The sequence below is a fragment of the Pseudomonas frederiksbergensis genome (assembly GCF_017114915.1).
GTDB classification, from domain to species: Bacteria; Pseudomonadota; Gammaproteobacteria; order Pseudomonadales; family Pseudomonadaceae; genus Aquipseudomonas; species Aquipseudomonas frederiksbergensis_I.
On record NZ_JAAUOE010000024.1, the window covers coordinates 54,045 to 71,919 of the forward strand.

Here is a 17,875-nt window from a genome sequence, read left to right on the forward strand (position 1 = left end):
TAGCAAGAGGGCAAAAGGATTGATGTAGGACGAGGCCTGAAGCGCGGCCCGAAACTTCCCTATTCAGAATGTTTCGTCTGAGGGTGGGAGTAGACGCCAAAAACGGCGTGCAGACATCTTCAACGCTGCGCATCCCCCGGAGCTGCCGAAAGCTGCGATCTTGTGATCTGACCCGACGCATCAATCCACAATAAATAACTTCGCACCGCTGCTGGTGAACGACCGATGCCCCTCGGCATCGTTGCCCACCTGATAACTCATTCCAGCAGTCAGCGTGAACTGGCGGCCATCTTCCAGTTCGGTGTGCAACTCGCCTTCCAGGCACAACAGAATATGACCTCTCCAACACCAGTGATCGGCCAGATACCCGGGGCTGTACTCAACCATCCGCACACGCGTCGAACCAAACTGGCAAGTCCGCCAATGGGCGGTGCCCGTCTGGCCGGCATGTTCGACAGATTCGATCTTCGACCAATCGGTAGTACCAAAAGGGATGGCGGTAAGGTCCATGGTTGCCTCATCAGAAGAGAGTGAAATACGGACCCTATCCATCGGGCACTGCTGCCGATAGATACAGATGGCCCGCATTTACGGAATACAGGCTTCAGCGCAAAAACTAGTTGCCCCGCCCGCCACCAAACGACCACTCATCTGCCGCGGTCGTGGTAATCACCACCATGACGTCCTCAGAATCGATGCCTGGCTTTTGGCTCAGTTTCTCGACCAGGTTGCGATAGAAACGCTGTTTCGTCTCAATGTCCCGAGGGCGTCCGGCAGTAATCGCGATCAGCACAAAGTCATGGCTGCGGGGGCCGCCCAAGTAGCCGGGATCAAATACCAGTTCGCCCGTTTCATGTTGGTGGATGACCTGGAACCGGTCGGCCATGGGCACTTCGAAGCTTTCTACCAACGCGTCGTGCAGCCCCTGGGAGAGGGCTTGTAAATACTCGGCAGACTTTCCCCGGTGCAGTGAAATACGTGCAAATGGCATAAGGGCCTACTCCTGAAAAACCAACTGACCGGGGAAAACTATCAAGTCGCGATCATTGCGAATATCAGATTTAATGACGGCCTTAATCCCGAATTAATGGATGATTCGATGCGCCGTCCGACCTTCGATCTTGATGTGTTGCGTACTTTCGTGACCGGTGTGGAGTTCAACAGCTTTGCCAAAGCGGCGGATCGGCTCAATCGCTCGACGTCTGCCGTGAGCGCACAACTCAAGAAGCTTGAAGAACAGATAGGCACACCAGTGCTGTGCAAATCCGGTCGAGGGCTGGTGCTGACGCCGGTGGGTGAAACCCTGCTCAGCCATGCCCGCCGGCTGCTTGAACTGAACGACAGCATTTTCCAGACCCTGCACGAAAGCCAGACCGCCGCCACGGTACGCCTCGGGCTTCAAGAAGACTTTGGCGAACACTTTCTCAGCGACATTCTGCGACGCTACGCCAAGATGTACCCGATGGTGAGCCTCGAAGTCAGGATCGCGCGCAATGCCGAACTGCTTGCATCGATCGACAGCGGCGGCCTGGACCTGGCCCTGTCTTGGGACACAGGGCACAAGTCCCCCTATGCCACGCGCCTGGGTGAAACGCAGATGCACTGGATCGGGCCTCGTGACATGCCATCGCTCAATGGCTCTGTCGATTCACCCCTGCCATTGATCCTGTTCGACGCCCCTTGCGTGTTACGCAGCGCGGCAACCCAGGCTCTGGATGAGGCGCGGATTCCCTGGCGAATCGCGCTGACCAGCCCCAGCGTTGGTGGAATCTGGGCGGCCGTTGCAGCCGGTTTGGGTCTCACGTTGCGAACCCGCATTGGGCTGCCAGGTCATCTCGCCGTGGTTGCCGGTCTACCTACGCTGCCGACCCTCGGCTATGTGCTTCATCGAGGGGCAGAACACTTGGCGCCTGCCCCCCGACAATTGGCTGCGTTGATACAGACGAGTCTGCAAGAGCAGGCGTTCAGTATCACTGCAGGCCCCCCCGCTTGATGCCGTCTAAAGCAGGTCGCCCAAGGTGTCGTACTTGTAGTACTGGCTGTAATTCAGCACATCTCGAGGTGTCACCTTTTCCGGAAAAGGGCTGTACATCGGGTCATCGATCCGATGGAACTTGAGCGTATCGGGGGCCGCTGCGTCAGGTACGTAGCCAGCGGTGGGATGCTTCGCTTGCCATGCCGCCCAGAGCCGGTCGACATTGCAATGATGCAGAAAGAACACCGGGTCATTCGGCGAGGACGACAACCCCATGTCACCGCCGACCCACACATGGACGTTGTTGTGAATGCGCTCTTTGCCCGCCCATCCCTCGATGGAGTTACGCGCACCACCGGTGGATTGCGCCGCGTCGTAGGGCGCTTTGTCATACACCGGATTTTCATGGATGACCTTGCGCACATTGGCCCGGCTGGGAAGCGACCCACCCTCCCCCAGATAACGCACCAGAGGGCGGTTCACCCGGTTCAGTTCCATGGTGCGACCGTTACCCATCACGCGCACCCGCCACGTCCCATTCACGAACTGTCCAAGGTACTCATCCGACCAGATGAGTGAAGTCCTCGGATCCTGAAGCTCCGCATCAGTGTTCCAATCCCAGTACGGGACTCGAAAGTGTGGGTCGTTGACCGCCTTGCGAATCAAGGTTTCCAGCCGCACCAGGAAGTAGCGATGCCACGGCAAGAACGATGGCCCACCATGCGCCGCGTTCCTGGCCATCTGCCCGGCCGGCGTCGCAATCATCATGGCCCGGTGGTGCCAGGCCACGAAGGAGTCATAAATCGACAGGTTGGCCTGTCCAGGCCAGGGATTCTGCGCAGGATCCTTGAGCCGCTTCACCCCTTCGACGTATTTCTTGAGCGCTGTGAGATCATTGACCGCATTAGACCTGATCATGATGGGCTCCGTGGCCAGAGTGGCCTGAGTGATCGGTATGTTCTTCCCCACCTTCATCGCCCTTGGTGAAGGACTCTGGATAGGCATCAATCACCGCTGTCATCAAATCGAGCGCCGAGCCGTATGAGACGAATGGGGTTGCGTGGGTATGGACCTGGCCAGCATCGTCCACAAACAGATGCGCCTGGACCGGACTTCCATCAACCTCCACCTGGTAGGTGGTCACGATCCGGACAACATGCCCTTTGTGGTTGATCTCGCGAACAGTTTTGGCTTCATGCCCCGAATGCGGGTCCACGTACTCCGGAAACTGCGCCTTGATCCACGCAGGGTGCGCTTTGTCAGGATCGGTGATGGAGATCTCGGCGAGAGCGCCTATGTCAGGTGGGCTCAAAAGCACGCTGGCTTCGGTAGCTGTAGGTTCAGGGCTGGAGACATTTTTCCTTGTCATGATTCCTCCTGGAGTGTGCCCCCGGGACGATTGCCCGGACTGGCTGGAGGAAGTGTAGTTGGTGGTGGGTTGGTATGCCGTTGAACTATCACGAACCCCACGACACGTAGAAACCTCGACCACCTATCGATCATGGTCTGTCATCGGCTAGTGATATTGGCGTCAAAAAACAGTAGTCGCTCGATGACCGCTGAGGGATTGGGCGCGAAACATAGGCCTATGATTTATATGAATTTTAAAAAAAGTCAGAATGGGTAGCGCAGAGTTATCCAGAGACTTCTATTATTTTTGTTATCGCCGATTCGGTCTAATCACCGTTATGCGTCAGCGACAAAGCCAACCCTTAATTAATAATCATAGGAGAGTAACATGTCGATAAAAAAAAGAACTGCGTTACTCGTGCTGGCTTTTAGCTTTTTCGGAGTTGCGAGCTGCGTCGACATAAGAAATTATTCAGAAATCTCCAGCGAAAGAAACAAGAGCATTACTCCTGACATTGACTATTATGACCTTGCATACAACATAGATATCATTGTGCTTCCTGCCGAAGTAAAACCCAAAGGAAACATAGAGATAGACAACATTTTTTCAGGCGAACTACAAATTTCAAACTGGGGGAATGCCATCAAGAATGCGACCCAGAAAGAAATTCACAACAGCAATCGCTTTATCGAATTTGGACATTACAGCGGCCGCCTTGAAATAAACGCAGAAGTATCTTCAGTGTCTATAAGCAACGCTTGGGGTGGAATTCGATCGAAGTGCAACGTTGTTTACACATATAAAGATTTAGTGGCAGGAAAAATACTCTCCAAGCATGAGAGCGCCATTGAAGTAATGGCGCCACCCCCTGCCGTACCAGAATCCAGTAATAGCTTTGTTTACAGCCTTGATCAACTTACATATGCTATTGCTCGCGAGGCGATTGCTGGTCTCATTCGGTTGCCGTCTATTGCCGATATTCAGCTAACACAGAAGCAAGTGAAGTTCTACAATTCAAATGTCAAAAAAAAACCCAACCAAATGATTAGCTACATCCCGATTGACAATCTTATTCACAAGAATAAAAAAGAACTGAACTCTGCTTTTTCAACAGCTAAAAAAATGCAAAAAAATAGAAATACATTGGCGAAGAAAAACAAATCAAAAGCTAGAGTAGACACTGTCTCTGCTCCCGCCACCCCCATTCTGGAATCCAACACAGCTAGTGACACACCCACCGCAAGCACTGTTAAGTCGAGTGAAAGTTCTGTCAATCAAAACTCAAGCCAGGCTGCGACTGAAACTAAAAAAGACGCTAGCAGCTCAATAGCCATCCCGGGGAACTATCAACCTCAACACGAGGTATCGGCAGAGCAAGAAAAAGCAATGGATGAATGGTTGAAGGAGGAAAGAGCAAAGTTACAGGGAGGGACTGGCAATGCCGCTCCACATACCGGATATACAGCCGCGCCGGCACTCTATCAACTTCAAAACAAGGTATCGGCAGAGCAAGAAAGAGCAATGGATGAATGCTTGAAGAAGGAAAAAGCAAAGTTACAGGCAGCGACTGGCAATGCTGCTTCACGTACCGGACATACGGCCGTGCCGGGACTCTACCAACCTAAAAACAAGGTAGAGGCAGAGCACGAAATAGCAATGGATGAATGTTTAAAGGAGGAAAAAGCAAAGTTACAGTGAGCGACTGGCAATGCGATTTGCACGCGATGACCGGTTTGCCACTTTCAATAAACCGTCCGCATTGTCCCCGAAAAAATCGCCTCCACCGGCCCAGTAAGAAACACCGACCCGATGCCATCCCATTGAACCGTTACCGTCCCGCCATCACATTCAACCTCAACGGAATCATCCAACAAACCACGACGAATCCCATTAACAGCCGCGCCACAACAGCACGAACCTGAACCAAGCGGAATACCGCCCCCACGCTCCCAAATGCGTAACCGTATGTGCTTCCGATCAATAATCTGGACGAAATGCACGTTCGTTTTGAGGGGAAACAGCGGATTGTTTTCAATGGTCGGCCCGATTGTCGCGATATCAATCGCCGCCAGATCATCCACAAAATAAGTGCAGTGCGGATTCCCCATGCTGCACGCACTCGGGCCACCATCAAGGGGCAACACCGCCGTATCCAGTTCCTGAGCCAGGGGAATATCCGACCAGCCAAAAAGCGGCGCTCCCATATTGACCGAAATGGCACCGGTGGAAGTTCGTTCACACGTCAGCAGACCACGGTTGGTCCGCAGCACTATCGAAGTGGAATTTGCCTCGCGCATCAGTCTGTCCGCGGCACCGCGTGTTGCGCTGCCACAAGCGTCCAGCGGGGAGCCATCGGCGTTCCAGAACACCAAACGCGCTGCTGCGTCATCGCAATCGAGCAGCACCGCGAGCTGATTGAATCCGACGCCACAGTTGCGATCGCCCATTCGGCGAGCGATGGCACTGGTCACTGGATCGGCTGAGTTTCGTGCGTCGACAACAACAAAGTCATCGCCATTGGCGTGCATCTTGTGAAAGCTCAGCGGCATAAACAGATCCTGGCGACGAGGCATGTGGGAAGGATCTAGCCCCATTCGCAGCGCTTTTTCAAGCCGGCCGCGAATAGCGCTCAATGACCCCACAGCCAAGAATCTCGCTCAGGCGCTTGCCATCGCTCATCCGGCGAAACAACCCCGGTGTCTGCCACGGCGCGTAACCGTCGATATTGGGGGCGCCCAACCCGGCCATTACGTCGGCGATCAGCACCGAGCGCGTTTCGAACGAGATCCGCGTCAGGCCGGTGCTGTTGCCGACGCCTGCATGGGCATGAGCCCCGGAAAAGGCGATGAAACTGCCTGGGTCGATTTCAACGGCAGTCCCCTCCTCCGTGGCAATCGCCTCCAGCAGGTGCGGGATGGCCTCGTCGGCGTCCACTGCGTTGCGTCCGTCCTGATGGGAGCGCTGCAGAATGGCGCGCATATCGAAGGTGGCACTTGAATTGAGCAGCCGCCGCTGCCACAGGCCGGGGTACAACGCAAACGTCCGCCCGGCGGTGACCGGATAAACCGGCGCCCACCAGTTGGTCTGCGCGTATATGTTCGAGCCCCATGTGTCGCGGTGGAAGGCGATGGTGGCCGTGGTGCGGGCGCGTGGGGTGGCCTGCTCGGATTCGTGATGGGGCTGGAAACGCAGATGAAGTCGATCACACGCCAGAGACTCCGGGTTCAAGCCGAGCTGCTCGATGACCGCCTGCCATAGACGCTGGATCTCGGCCGAGCGAGCGAATTCGTTCTGGCATTTGGCGAACAGGACAGTCTGCTGTTCGTGGTTCAAGTGGCGATGGATGTGTTGTGGCGGCCAGGGATACAGCGCGTCTTCGAGAAATGCTCGGGTGAACTTGACCAGCGCTGTCATGGGCTGCACGCCCGCGACAAGCATGATGTCCCCGGCGTAGACGCGGTCGTGGAAGTGGCGAGCGGTGCCTGGGAAGGCAAACGGGCTGTACATGACCAGAGGTTCCCTGAAGAGGCATCCTCGACTTTAGATCCGCACCCATCGTGGCGAAAGCGGCAGGTTGGGTAAAAAAATGCGGATCAGCGAGCCCTGGCCGCCGTCATGAAAGAAATAGATCCAGTGTGCGCTCCACCTCTTCAATATCGATTTTGAAGCCATCGCCCTCAGGCGTTCCGACCACAAAGCCAAAATTCTGCTGGTCGCGATCCGTCAGGTACTTCACCAGCGGCTTCATCACGTTTGATGATTTGCACGCGTTGACCGGCTCGCCACAGACTGCCCTTCCCTACGGCAGGATGAAGGAACTTTCCGATTTTTCCATTGACCTCTGAAAGGTCTCTTCAGCAAATAGGACCTTCTGCTAGGCTAGCCGTCAGGATTAAAGGGCCACAGGGAGAAGGCAGGATGCTCACATTCGACAAGTTATGGAAAAGCCACCCAGAAATATTTGGAGACGCAGCTCCGTGCAGAACCAACAGCGCCAAAAATTTCAGTGATCAGTGTGCTATCAACCTCGGCGTGACCCTCGTATTCAATTGGGGTTCTCCATTGAGGGCAGCTTCTCCAACTACCACGAGTCGAAGGAAATATGGTTTTGGAAGGTCATATGAAAATTGTTAAAGGGGCATTGTTCGTCATCCTTGTTGTTGCCCTGGCCGTCGGGGCGTTCAATTTGATATTCGTGGCAGTGTCTGACTACTTTGGGCCGTTCTACGAGAATGACGCGGACCAAAGTCGAAACTTTGCAATTTGGCTTTTGGGTAATGCGGGGGTCGGGTTGCTTTCGGTTGTTGTGGGTGTTGTTTTGTATCGACGATATCTGCGACACGCGAACACCACGAACACCACGAACACGTAGGAGCTGCCGAAGGCTGCGATCTTTGAGCTTTCGATCTTAAAAGGGACTAATCCAATTCCTGTTTCGCTCGACACTTTGGGTAGGCGCTGCAGCCCCAGAATCGCTCTCCTGCTCTATCGCCTGTCTTACGGATACGAATTTCGAAAGCGCTCCCACAACGCGGGCAACGGCGTTTCGCGAAAGGATCGTTTCGCTGTTTCAGGCGTTGTACATGCTCGTAGTGGGTAGCGAGCGTACTGTCCCTCTTCCCGCTCTCCAGCGTCTTCACCATTACACTCACCTGCGCTTCGTTAAACACAGGCTGTTGAAAGGACTTGATATAGCGGATGCAGCTGACGCCTTGGGTGACATTGTCCGGCATGACGGTCTTGAAGCTGCTGCCGCCAACGAAGGCGATTACAGAATGGATGTGCTCGGGTGGAACGCTGAGCAGCGCTTCTAGCGCCTTCAAGTGTTTGTAATTCTGCCGCAGCGGGTTCTGGAACCTGAAGCGATGCCGGAAAATCTGCTGTGTCCACTGGGCCTGGCGCTCACTTCCGAAGATCCAGCCGCCCATGTTTTTGGTCTCCAGCACGAAAATGCCAAAAGGCGACAGGAACACATGATCGATTTGGGTAGTGCCATCGGGCGTATCCAGTGTGACGTTGTGCAACCGGCGGTAGATTTGGCCATCCAACCCATAGTGGGCGAATGTCCGCACCAGCAGCTCACCGAACCAGCCCTTGAACCAGGGCGTCTTGATGGTGATGACCAGGACCAACAATGGCAGCAGCCACTTCAGCATGTCGAACAGCGGCTGGAGCATCACAAAAATATTCATCGCTTCCTTAGCATGAAGTAGGTGTGTCAGTACGCCGGACGAGGCCACACCTCACCCTTTTGTCCCTTTCCAGCTTAGACGAGGTCACTAGCGCCTACTGAACAAACATGTAAGCCGAGATGAATCTGCCCCTTGCAGAAAACCTCTCGCCCACAAAAAAGCCCACTAACCGTCCCCGGTCCAGTGGGCTTTTCGATTAGGCCTCTAGTTACAGAGCCATATCAGTCGCAGCATTAGCCTTCGGCGCCTTGGCCGGAGCAGCCGGAGCAGCAGCCGGAGCCGCCACCTGACCAATCACCGGCGGCGGAGTCAGCTCCAGCACCTTGGCGGTGTAAGCCCACTCCTGCGCAACCTTTTCAGGGCTGCTGTTCAGCTGAGTGCCATAGCTCGGCACGATCTGGCGCAGTTTTTCCTGCCAGGCAGGGGTTGCAACCTTGTCCTTGAACACTTTCTGCAGCACGGTCAGCATGATCGGTGCGGCAGTCGATGCGCCTGGCGATGCGCCCAGCAGACCGGCGATGGTGCCGTCGGCGGAAGCAACGATTTCGGTGCCCAGTTTCAGCACGCCACCAGCGGCTTCGTCACGCTTGATGATTTGCACGCGCTGGCCAGCTTGCCACAGGCGCCAGTCTTCGGCTTTGGCGTTCGGGAAGTATTCTTTCAGGGCATTGAGGCGGTCTTCGTCAGACAGCATCAGTTGGCCTGCGAGGTACTCGACCAGCGGGTATTCCTTGATGCCGACCTTGGTCATTGGCCACACGTTGTGTGTGGTGGTGGTGGTCAGCAGGTCCAGGTACGAGCCTTGTTTGAGGAACTTGGTGCTGAAGGTCGCGAATGGGCCAAACAGGATAACGCGTTTGCCGTCCAGAACACGGGTGTCCAGGTGCGGAACCGACATCGGCGGTGCGCCAACGGAGGCTTTGCCGTAGGCCTTGGCCAGGTGTTGTTCGGTGATGGTCGGGTTTTCGGTCACGAGGAACGAGCCGCCCACCGGGAAGCCTGCGTATTCCCGGGCTTCAGGAATGCCGGACTTTTGCAGCAGGTGCAGTGCACCGCCGCCCGCGCCGATGAAGACGAACTTGGCGTCGGTTTCGGTTTCGGTGCCGTCTTTCAGGTTTTTGTAGCTGACGCGCCAGCTGCCGTCTGCGTTCTTGGTGATGTCTTGCACTTCGCTAGACAGTTTCAAGTCGAACTTCGGCGTGGTTTGCAGGTGCGCGACGAACTGGCGGGTGATCTCGCCAAAGTTCATGTCGGTGCCGATCGGGCTCCAGGTGGCCGCGACTTTCTGGTTCGGGTCACGCCCTTCCATCATCAGCGGAACCCACTTCTTGATCACAGCCGGGTCTTCGGAATACTGCATGCCGGCGAACAGCGGGCTCGCTTGCAGGGCTTCGTAGCGTTTCTTCAGGAACTTGATGTTCTCATCGCCCCACACAAAGCTCATGTGCGGAGTGGAGTTGATGAACGAACGCGGGTTCTTCAGCACGCCTTGCTGAACCTGCCAGGCCCAGAACTGACGGGAGATCTGGAAGGCTTCGTTGATTTCAACGGCTTTTGCGATCTGAACGTTGCCCTTATCGTCTTCCGGGGTGTAGTTCAGCTCGGCCAGGGCGGAGTGACCGGTACCGGCGTTGTTCCAGCCGTTGGAGCTTTCCTGGGCGACGCCGTCGAGGCGCTCGATCATTTCCATCGACAGGCCGGGTTCCAGCTCATTGAGCCACACACCCAGCGTTGCACTCATGATGCCGCCGCCAATGAGCAGCACATCGACTTTCTTTGCCTCCGCGTAAGCGGACGTGATCCCCATCGACAAAGCCAGCCCCAGCAGGGCTGTGTTCAGTTTCTTAAACATCTGTAGCACCTATGATAAACGCCATCCGCCTCCAATCCTCATTCATGAGCAACCCAGGTTCACGGGTACGCAGGCAGCGTGCCGTGGGTTTCTGCATTCAAAACGATTTGAAGGTGGGCACACAAGGCCGACGTGTCTCCATCGACCTCAGTTATATGTCCCTCGTGCACTGATTTTTATCATTATTGGCTCAGCTACTTGAGCGACATTGATTCTGTCGCACGCCTGTAGACGTACGAACCGAATAGGTCAAACCAAGTTAATGCGACAGAATATCACGCCTCGGCCAGCCTGCGCGCCCCGAAGGACTGAACAGTCTAGACGGGACGGGGTCCGCGCTCGGCGTTTTTGCTCAAACGATCCAGCACAAACGCCTTGGCGTTGCGCGTCATTTGGTCGAGATGCCGGTCACGTTGCTTCTCTGCATCGATCATTGCCCGCTTGCCGTGTTTTTGCAGCAGATACGTATGTATCTGCCGCACCTCCAAAGAACTGTAGATGGATGTGACATCCAGCAGGCCCATCAGGCCTTCAGTGCCGTGATCGCGGGTGTTCATCAGCACCTGAGTGCCGCGCACGCCCAGTACCTGGAAGCCCATCGACTCGAACCAGGGCACCTTGGCGACGGAGCAGGTCAGTTCGGCATGGGGGTAGCGGCCGAGCATGTCTTGCAGCATCGCCCGGGCGACGCCCCGTCGCCGATGGCTGGCCTGCACCGCCATGTAGGCCACACCGCAAGCCTCGGGATCGTCCTTGACCGGCAGGTACAGCAAAAAGCCGATGACCCGCTCAGGGTCTTCGTCGTCCGTGGCGACGATCAATTCGACCGCAATGCCTTTGGATCCACCGAGCGCTTCCAGGTAGAGATGAACCTCGTAGCCCACCGCGTATTGATAAACGTTGTACAACGGGTTGCTCGGCGCGATGCCCACCATGCTGATGTCGGTCAGGTTGTCGACGACCATCTGCAGTATCTGGCCGTTGATGGGCTCCGGGCATGGAGTGGCAAAGTGGGTGAGCTGGGGCATTGCGGTTCTGACTCCGGATTAAGGCTGCCCGGCTATTGTCACAGATCGAGCCCCTCGCAGGAAAATCAACGCTCCGGCGCGACGATGCGAAAGCGGATGTTGATGTCGTTGGAGACCACCGTATCGGCCCACTCCCCTTCCCCGATCTTGAAGTCGCTGCGTTTAACAACGATGTCGCCATCGAAGATGCCGATGGCTTTCTCCGGCTTCAACTGCACCTTCACCTGCAACTCACGCGTAATGCCCCTGAGGTTAAGTTTGCCAGTGATCAGGTAGCGGTGGTTGCCCAAGGCTTTCACCCCGGTCGATTCAAAGGTCGCCACTGGATATTCCGCCGTGTTGAACCAGGCAGGCTTTTGCAACTCGGTATTGGCATCGCTGCTGCCGGCGTCGATGCTGGCAAGGTCGATGGTCAGTCTGGCGTGGGCCGCGGTGGGGTTCGCCGTGTCGAAATCGACCGTGGCGTCGAACTTGCCGAATGTGCCATACGCCCTTGAGCCGAACTGGTTATAGGTGAACGAGATCTTGCTGGCGGTGGTGTTGACCTGGGTGTATTCGACGGCCTGGGCGCAGGAAAAGGTGCCGATCGTGAGGATGGCGAACAATGCGGCGATACGCGGGAATCGAGGGTACATGGGATTCTCCGGGTGGAACGTCCTTCAGGGATTGAAGTGCCGCACCCGTGTGGCTGCGATAGCTGGACTTAAGCAAATATTCGAGGGTTATTCCAGCCAAACTCCAATGCCGGGACAAATGCGCCGTAGCAGCAGCCTCGCAGGCTCGGCAGCTGCTACAGGTCGCATTACAACTCAAGAATTCGTCTGTAGGGGCTGACTATGTATAAGCCCCCACCATCCACTTCACTTTCTCCAGCGCCTCTCGCAGTGCGCCCATCTCCACGGAGCCCAGCGCCAGGCGAAACGCGTGCGGGACGTTGGCCGAAGTGGCAAACGGTTCGGCGGTTGAAACCGAGACGTTTTCACGGGTCAACGCCATGGCGATCTGATCGGCCCGTGCGTCTTCCGACAATGGCAGCCATAGAAAATAGGACGATGGATGACGAATACAGCGCAGCCCCGCCAGTGCTTCACCGGCCACGGCTTGTCGGGCCTGGGCGTCCCGGCGCTTTTCGGCTTCCAGTTGCAGGACGGTGCCATCGTCCAGCCAGGTGGTGGCGATTGCCGTCATCACGCCCGGGGTATTCCAGGTGGTCGCTTTGATCGTGCGCTCCAGCGCGGGTACGTTTTGCAGGGGGGCGGCGACGAAGCCTACGCGCAGTCCGGTGGCCACACTTTTGGACAGCCCCGACACGTAAACCGTCCTCTCGGGGGCGAGTACCGCCAGCGGTGCGGGGGGATTTTCCGCCAGGAACGCGTAAGCGGCGTCCTCAATGATCAGCAGCCCATGCTGGCGCGCTATCGTCACCAGGTATTCGCGTTGTTCGGCACTCATCACCCAGCCCAGCGGATTGTGCAGGGTCGGCATCGTGTACACCGCCCGCACGCGTCGATGGCGGCACAGGCTTTCCAGCGCTTGCAGATCAGGCCCGTGATCGAGTACCGCAATGGGCACGATTTCCAGGTGCAGTGCGTCGGCCAACACCTTGAATCCCGGATAGGTCAACGCATCCGCGGCAATCACATCACCGGGTTGCAGCAACGCCATCATTGTCACTGCCAGGCCTTGCTGGGCACCGTTGACGATCAGCACCTGCTCAGCCTCGACCGTCAGACCGCGAACGTGCAGATGGCGCGCCACCGCGGCGCGTTCATGCAAGCGCCCGGCGTGCGGCTGGTAGCGCAGCAACGCTTCCAGATCGCCGGCCGAGGCGAGTTGGCGCAGGGCATTGCGCAACAGTTCTGCCTGCCCGGGAAGCGCTGGATAGTTGAAGTTCAGGTCCGTCATGCCGGCGGCGACGTCATGCTGATCGATACTCTGGCCCGGCGACCATGAAGTTTCCCGGACGAAAGTCCCCCGCCCCGCCTCCCCGCTGACCAGGCCCATGGCTTCCAGCTCGGCATACACCCGGGTGGCCGTCACCAGCGCCAGGCCTTGCGTTGCGGCCAACTGGCGATGGGTCGGCAAACGTGTGCCCGGCAGCAGGCGCCCTGAGCGGATATCCGCGGCAAACGTATCCACCAGTGATTTGTACCGAGAGCGAGGCATGCGCAGATGTATCCATGACAATATTTTGATTGTATTGAGTTTCGTCCATACGATGCCTGCATGCAACCTGAGCATGAAGGGGATTCTGAATGGAACGTACATCCAACCTGCAACACCACACCACGGAAAAGGCCGCGAGCGGATGGCTCAACGGCTTCATCGGCGTGCTCATCTTCAGCGGCTCGTTGCCCGCGACGCGGGTGGCCGTTGTGGAATTCGACCCGGTTTTCCTGACGGTTGCCCGGGCAAGTATTGCTGCGATTCTGGCGCTGTGCATGCTGCTGCTCTTCAACCAAAAGCGACCTGCCAGGCATCAGCTTCCATCCCTGGCCATCGTGGCGATGGGCGTTGTATTAGGCTTTCCGCTGCTCACTGCACTGGCGCTGCAATATGTGACCTCGGCGCACTCCATCGTCTTCGTCGGCCTGTTGCCCCTCGCCACGGCGGCGTTTGGTGTCTGGCGCGGTGGCGAGCGTCCCCGGCCGGTGTTCTGGTTTTTCTCGGTGCTGGGAAGCCTGCTGGTGGTGGGGTTTGCCGTCTCCCAGGGCCTGACCGCTTCTCCTGCGGGGGACATTCTGATGTTGCTGGCCATCCTCGCCTGCGGGCTGGGTTACGCAGAAGGCGCGAAGCTTTCCAGAACACTGGGGGGCTGGCAGGTGATTTCCTGGGCCCTGGTGCTGTCGCTGCCCGTCATGGTCCCGCTGACCTGGTTTCTGGCCCCGCCTTCGTTCTCGGCAATCACTGCGCCCGCGTGGTTCAGCCTGGCTTACGTCTCGCTGTTCAGCATGCTGATCGGCTTCGTGTTCTGGTACCGCGGGCTGGCCCAGGGCGGGATTGCCGCCGTCGGACAGCTTCAGCTGCTACAGCCATTTTTCGGCCTGGCACTGGCGGCCACGCTGCTGCACGAGCAGGTCAGCCTTGGCATGCTGGGCGTGACCGTCGCGGTGATCCTTTGCGTGGTCGGTGCACGCAAGTTCTCGAGGTAGACGGCGCGCGCCGTTCAGAAACCGACTGCTGGTCAGCCTCGGGGCTGCCGGGAAGACTAACCTTTTAATGTAGGGTCTGAATTTTGTTCTGATGCAGTGGACCGGCCTCCGGGATGTTACCGGTCCACCGCAGTACTGGAGAGGAGGAATGAAAATGGCCAACTTCGCGAAGAAAATGCCGGTGCAGACCGACAATGACAAAACCAGTCAGCAACCGACGGTGACAGACCCTTGGCGCCCTCTGGAAAGGCTGCGCCAACAAGTCGATCATCTGTTCGAAGACTTCAATCGCGGCTCGGGGCTGACGCCCTTCCGGCGCGGGTTGTTCGATGTTGAACCGTTCTGGAGTCGGGATTTTATCGGCCGCAGCTTGCCTGCGGTGGACATCACCGAGAAAGATGAAAGCTTCGAAATCACCGCCGAATTGCCGGGGATGGACCAGGAGAATATCGACATCAAACTGTCCAACGGCAATCTGATCATCAAGGGTGAAAAGAAAGAGGACAAAGAAGAAAAAAGGAAAGGCTATCACCTGTCGGAGCGTCACTATGGCGCCTTTGAACGGGTATTCAATCTGCCAAAAGGCGTCGATGCCGACAAGATCGAAGCGAGCTTCAGCAAAGGCGTGCTGAGCATTACGCTGCCGAAGAAGCCTGAAGCCTTGAAGGCGGATAAAAAGGTGCAAATCAAATCAAGCTGAACCACCTGTCGTAGAACAGAAAGCCCCTGGTCGGGAAACCGGCCAGGGGTTTTTTTCAGTGGCGAAATCTTGAAAACGGCGCAACCGGCCTCCCGTTCCGTCTGACGACTCCCCTCGGCGCTCGACGCGGTGCCGCTTGCGCGCTTCGCGCGGCTACGGCAGGAGAACTTGTTGTATTGATCGGCAGCGTCATCCATTGCCGATCGATGGCGCCAGCTCACCGGTTTTGTCTTTTTGCATCAGATAGGCGACGAGCTTGTCCAGGGTGTCCACCTGTTGGTATTCGATTTCAGGAATGACCACACCCAGGCTCCGATTCAGGGCCTCGATGAGGCGAAGCCAATCCATGGAGTCCAGATCAACCTCCTCGCGTAACGGGCGGTCACCGGGTAATTGCTCAGGGTCTACTTCAGGAGCGATGCTCTTCAACACGTTCAACACCTGATTACGTACCGATAGCGGGTCCATGGGCTCACCCTCACAGGTTCTCTGGGTTTTGTAACAAACGACGGACTTCCCCCAGGAAGCGTGCGCCGTAGTGACCATCGCTGACCCGATGATCGGCTGACAAGCTGCTGACGACGGTAGGCACGACACACAATTGGCCATCCTTGACCCAGGGACGCTCGCTGATACGGCCGAAACCGACCAAGGCGACCTGGGGCGGGTAGATCACCCCCAGTACGCTGTCTACGCCCTGATCGCCGAGTTGGGTGATCGTGATACCCGCGCCCCCCAGCTCGGAACTGCGCAGAGAACCACTGCGGGCGCGCTCCACCAAACTGGCCAGTTCACTCATCAAATCGGTCAAAGGCGTGTCGGCCACATGCCGCAGAACCGGGGCGACCAACCCGCCCTGACGCAAGGTGATCGCCACGCCAAGGTCTGTATCGGCTGCCGGTTTAAAGCCGTTGTCCTGCCAGGCACCGTTGAGCTGGGGATAGTCGCGCAAGGCCAACGCCACCGCTTTGAGCAGCAACACACCGGGCAACAGGCGCTCCTGCAATGGGCTTTGCGCATTGTGTGCCTGCAGCCAGGCCATGACCTTTTCCAGGGCGATGGTTTCGCTCAGGTAGTAATGGGGAATCTCGCGTTTCGAACGACTCATCGCCGCCGCGATCGTGCGACGCATGGCCTGGTTATGGTCGGGCTCCGGGGGCACACGGGCAGCCGCCTCGACATCTTCCAGGGTCACCACACCGTGTGGACCATGGCCCTGCAACTGATTGGCATCGAGCCCCAGTTCAGCAGCGCGTTTGCGGGCTGCGGGAGAAATCTTCGGCCGCTGTGCAGAAAGGGTTTCGGCCTCACGCGGCACAGGTGCGGGCGCGGGCGTCGCTGTCCGTCGCACGCTCTGCGGACTTTCACCGGGTTCCAGCAACTGCGCGATGGCTGTGCCGACAGGTACCTTGGCGCCGACATCGATCAGCAGTTGCAAGACCGTGCCTTCGTGCCAGCACTCTACGTCGATAGCGGCCTTGGCCGTATCGACGACGGCAATCACCTGACCAGGCTTGACCGCATCGCCAGGATGGACTTTCCATTCCAGCAACGTGCCTTCATCCATATCGGCGCCCAACGACGGCAATTTGAATTCGATCATGGTTGACCCTCCTGGCCCGATACCTGGACGCGGTGCATGCCTGTCATCACGTTGCAGTCCCCTCGCACAGCTCATGCGCAGTGGCGACGATCGTCGACACTTGTGGCAGCGCGGCTTCTTCAAGATGCCGGGGATAAGGCATTGGCACCTCGGCGCTGCACACCCGTGCTGGCGGTGCATCCAGTTCGAAAAAGCCCTGTTCGACGATCCGCGTGATGATTTCCGCTGCCAGGCTGCCGCTGCGCCAGCCTTCATCGACGACGAGGGCACGACGGGTTTTGCAGACCGACGTCATGATTGTGGTGTCATCCAGAGGGCGCAGAACCCGCAGGTCGATGACTTCACAATCAATGCCCTCCCCGGCCAGTTGCTCAGCCGCTGTCAGGGCCTTGCCGAGGGTGCCGCCATACGCAATCAGGGTCAGGTCCTTGCCGACTCGGCGGACCTTGGCGGCACTGATGTCCAGAGCCTTCCAGTCGCCGGTATCACCTTCCATGTTGTAGAGCTGGGCGTGTTCGAAAATCAGCACCGGGTCCGGATCCAGCAACGCAGGCCAGAGCATGCCGCGTGCATCCTCGACGGTCGCCGGAGCGAGAATTTTCAACCCGGGGATATGCGCATACCAGCCTTCGAGGCTGTGTGAGTGTTGCGCCCCGAGCTGACGTCCCGCGCCCGTCGCCATGCGCACAACCAGAGGAACCGAGAATTGTCCGCCGGACATATGCCGCAGGGCAGCGGCCGTATTCATCAGGGGATCGAGGGCGAGCAGGCTGAAATTCACGGTCATGATTTCTACAATCGGCCGCATGCCCCCCAGCGCCGCCCCGATACCGGCCCCCACGAAGCCCAACTCGGACAATGGCGCATCTCGAATGCGCTCCGGGCCGAATGCTTCAAGCAGCCCCAAAGAGACGGCATAGCTGCCACCGTAACGACCGACGTCTTCGCCCATCAGAAATACCCGAGGGTCCCGTTGCAACGCTTCACGCAGTGCCTCGCGCAACGCGTCGCGGAAGGTCATG

20 protein-coding genes are annotated in these 17,875 nt (G+C 57.5%); 5 read left to right on the forward strand and 15 right to left on the reverse strand.

Annotated features, from left to right (window positions below):
* Positions 1–180: 180 nt before the first annotated feature.
* Both HCU66_RS17650 and HCU66_RS17655 read right to left on the reverse strand, forming a co-directional pair.
* Positions 181–510: a DHCW motif cupin fold protein gene (locus HCU66_RS17650; protein ID WP_205889687.1), complete on the reverse strand. Its 330-nt coding sequence runs from the start codon at positions 508–510 to the stop codon at positions 181–183.
* Between the two features lie 106 nt (positions 511–616).
* Entirely contained in the window at positions 617–991 is a 375-nt protein-coding gene (locus HCU66_RS17655) for a tautomerase family protein (RefSeq protein WP_205889688.1), read from the reverse strand.
* A 108-nt stretch (positions 992–1,099) separates the two neighbouring features.
* On the opposite strand from HCU66_RS17655, the gene HCU66_RS17660 reads away from it, so the two are divergent.
* A complete protein-coding gene (locus HCU66_RS17660; RefSeq protein WP_205889689.1) occupies positions 1,100–1,993 on the forward strand; it encodes a LysR substrate-binding domain-containing protein in 894 nt (297 codons plus the stop codon).
* A 6-nt stretch (positions 1,994–1,999) separates the two neighbouring features.
* Here the strand turns inward: HCU66_RS17660 and HCU66_RS17665 are convergent, their stop codons facing one another.
* Both HCU66_RS17665 and HCU66_RS17670 read right to left on the reverse strand, forming a co-directional pair.
* Entirely contained in the window at positions 2,000–2,893 is an 894-nt protein-coding gene (locus HCU66_RS17665) for a tyrosinase family protein (RefSeq protein WP_205889690.1), read from the reverse strand.
* Positions 2,880–3,344, reverse strand: coding sequence for a hypothetical protein (locus HCU66_RS17670; RefSeq protein WP_205889691.1), 465 nt, complete (start codon positions 3,342–3,344; stop codon positions 2,880–2,882). Before HCU66_RS17670 ends, HCU66_RS17665 begins: the two co-directional genes overlap by 14 nt.
* Positions 3,345–3,713: 369 nt before the next feature.
* On the opposite strand from HCU66_RS17670, the gene HCU66_RS17675 reads away from it, so the two are divergent.
* Positions 3,714–5,024: a hypothetical protein gene (locus HCU66_RS17675; RefSeq protein WP_205889692.1), complete on the forward strand. Its 1,311-nt coding sequence runs from the start codon at positions 3,714–3,716 to the stop codon at positions 5,022–5,024.
* Between the two features lie 44 nt (positions 5,025–5,068).
* Here HCU66_RS17675 and dapF read toward each other — a convergent pair whose 3' ends face one another.
* The 3 genes from dapF to HCU66_RS27320 form a co-directional block, all read right to left on the reverse strand.
* Positions 5,069–5,875: a diaminopimelate epimerase gene (dapF, locus tag HCU66_RS17680; RefSeq protein WP_205889693.1), complete on the reverse strand. Its 807-nt coding sequence runs from the start codon at positions 5,873–5,875 to the stop codon at positions 5,069–5,071.
* A gap of 58 nt (positions 5,876–5,933) precedes the next feature.
* Positions 5,934–6,833, reverse strand: a complete 900-nt coding sequence (locus HCU66_RS17685) for a hypothetical protein (RefSeq protein ID WP_205889694.1) — start codon at positions 6,831–6,833, stop codon at positions 5,934–5,936.
* A gap of 106 nt (positions 6,834–6,939) precedes the next feature.
* Positions 6,940–7,074 carry a hypothetical protein gene (locus HCU66_RS27320; protein ID WP_277397064.1) on the reverse strand — a complete coding sequence of 45 codons (135 nt, stop codon included), beginning with the start codon at positions 7,072–7,074 and terminating at the stop codon, positions 6,940–6,942.
* 372 nt (positions 7,075–7,446) lie between these two features.
* Here HCU66_RS27320 and HCU66_RS17690 point away from each other — a divergent pair, with 372 nt between their 5' ends.
* Entirely contained in the window at positions 7,447–7,698 is a 252-nt protein-coding gene (locus HCU66_RS17690; RefSeq protein WP_205889695.1) for a hypothetical protein, read from the forward strand.
* A gap of 46 nt (positions 7,699–7,744) precedes the next feature.
* On the opposite strand, the gene HCU66_RS17695 is transcribed toward HCU66_RS17690, so the two are convergent.
* The 5 genes from HCU66_RS17695 to HCU66_RS17715 form a co-directional block, all read right to left on the reverse strand.
* Entirely contained in the window at positions 7,745–8,518 is a 774-nt protein-coding gene (locus HCU66_RS17695) for a nuclease-related domain-containing protein (protein WP_205889696.1), read from the reverse strand.
* 208 nt (positions 8,519–8,726) lie between these two features.
* Positions 8,727–10,370, reverse strand: a complete 1,644-nt coding sequence (gene mqo, locus HCU66_RS17700; RefSeq protein ID WP_205889697.1) for a malate dehydrogenase (quinone) — start codon at positions 10,368–10,370, stop codon at positions 8,727–8,729.
* A 317-nt stretch (positions 10,371–10,687) separates the two neighbouring features.
* Complete coding sequence (locus tag HCU66_RS17705; RefSeq protein ID WP_205889698.1) at positions 10,688–11,398, reverse strand: GNAT family N-acetyltransferase; 711 nt, start codon at positions 11,396–11,398, stop codon at positions 10,688–10,690.
* Positions 11,399–11,463: 65 nt separating this feature from the next.
* A complete protein-coding gene (locus tag HCU66_RS17710) occupies positions 11,464–12,033 on the reverse strand; it encodes a YceI family protein (RefSeq protein WP_205889699.1) in 570 nt (189 codons plus the stop codon).
* A gap of 199 nt (positions 12,034–12,232) precedes the next feature.
* Positions 12,233–13,564, reverse strand: a complete 1,332-nt coding sequence (locus tag HCU66_RS17715) for an aminotransferase-like domain-containing protein (protein WP_205889700.1) — start codon at positions 13,562–13,564, stop codon at positions 12,233–12,235.
* Positions 13,565–13,653: 89 nt separating this feature from the next.
* Here HCU66_RS17715 and HCU66_RS17720 point away from each other — a divergent pair, with 89 nt between their 5' ends.
* A complete protein-coding gene (locus tag HCU66_RS17720) occupies positions 13,654–14,550 on the forward strand; it encodes a DMT family transporter (RefSeq protein WP_205889701.1) in 897 nt (298 codons plus the stop codon).
* Positions 14,551–14,704: 154 nt separating this feature from the next.
* Positions 14,705–15,250, forward strand: coding sequence for an Hsp20/alpha crystallin family protein (locus tag HCU66_RS17725; protein ID WP_205889725.1), 546 nt, complete (start codon positions 14,705–14,707; stop codon positions 15,248–15,250).
* A 189-nt stretch (positions 15,251–15,439) separates the two neighbouring features.
* On the opposite strand, the gene HCU66_RS17730 is transcribed toward HCU66_RS17725, so the two are convergent.
* The 3 genes from HCU66_RS17730 to HCU66_RS17740 are packed head-to-tail and all read right to left on the reverse strand — an operon-like array spanning position 15,440 to position 17,874.
* Entirely contained in the window at positions 15,440–15,718 is a 279-nt protein-coding gene (locus tag HCU66_RS17730; RefSeq protein ID WP_205889702.1) for an acyl carrier protein, read from the reverse strand.
* Between the two features lie 10 nt (positions 15,719–15,728).
* Positions 15,729–16,853 (reverse strand): dihydrolipoamide acetyltransferase family protein, encoded by a 1,125-nt coding sequence (locus HCU66_RS17735; RefSeq protein WP_205889703.1) that lies wholly within the window; start codon positions 16,851–16,853, stop codon positions 15,729–15,731.
* Positions 16,854–16,899: 46 nt separating this feature from the next.
* A complete protein-coding gene (locus tag HCU66_RS17740; protein WP_205889726.1) occupies positions 16,900–17,874 on the reverse strand; it encodes an alpha-ketoacid dehydrogenase subunit beta in 975 nt (324 codons plus the stop codon).
* Position 17,875: the final 1 nt, after the last annotated feature.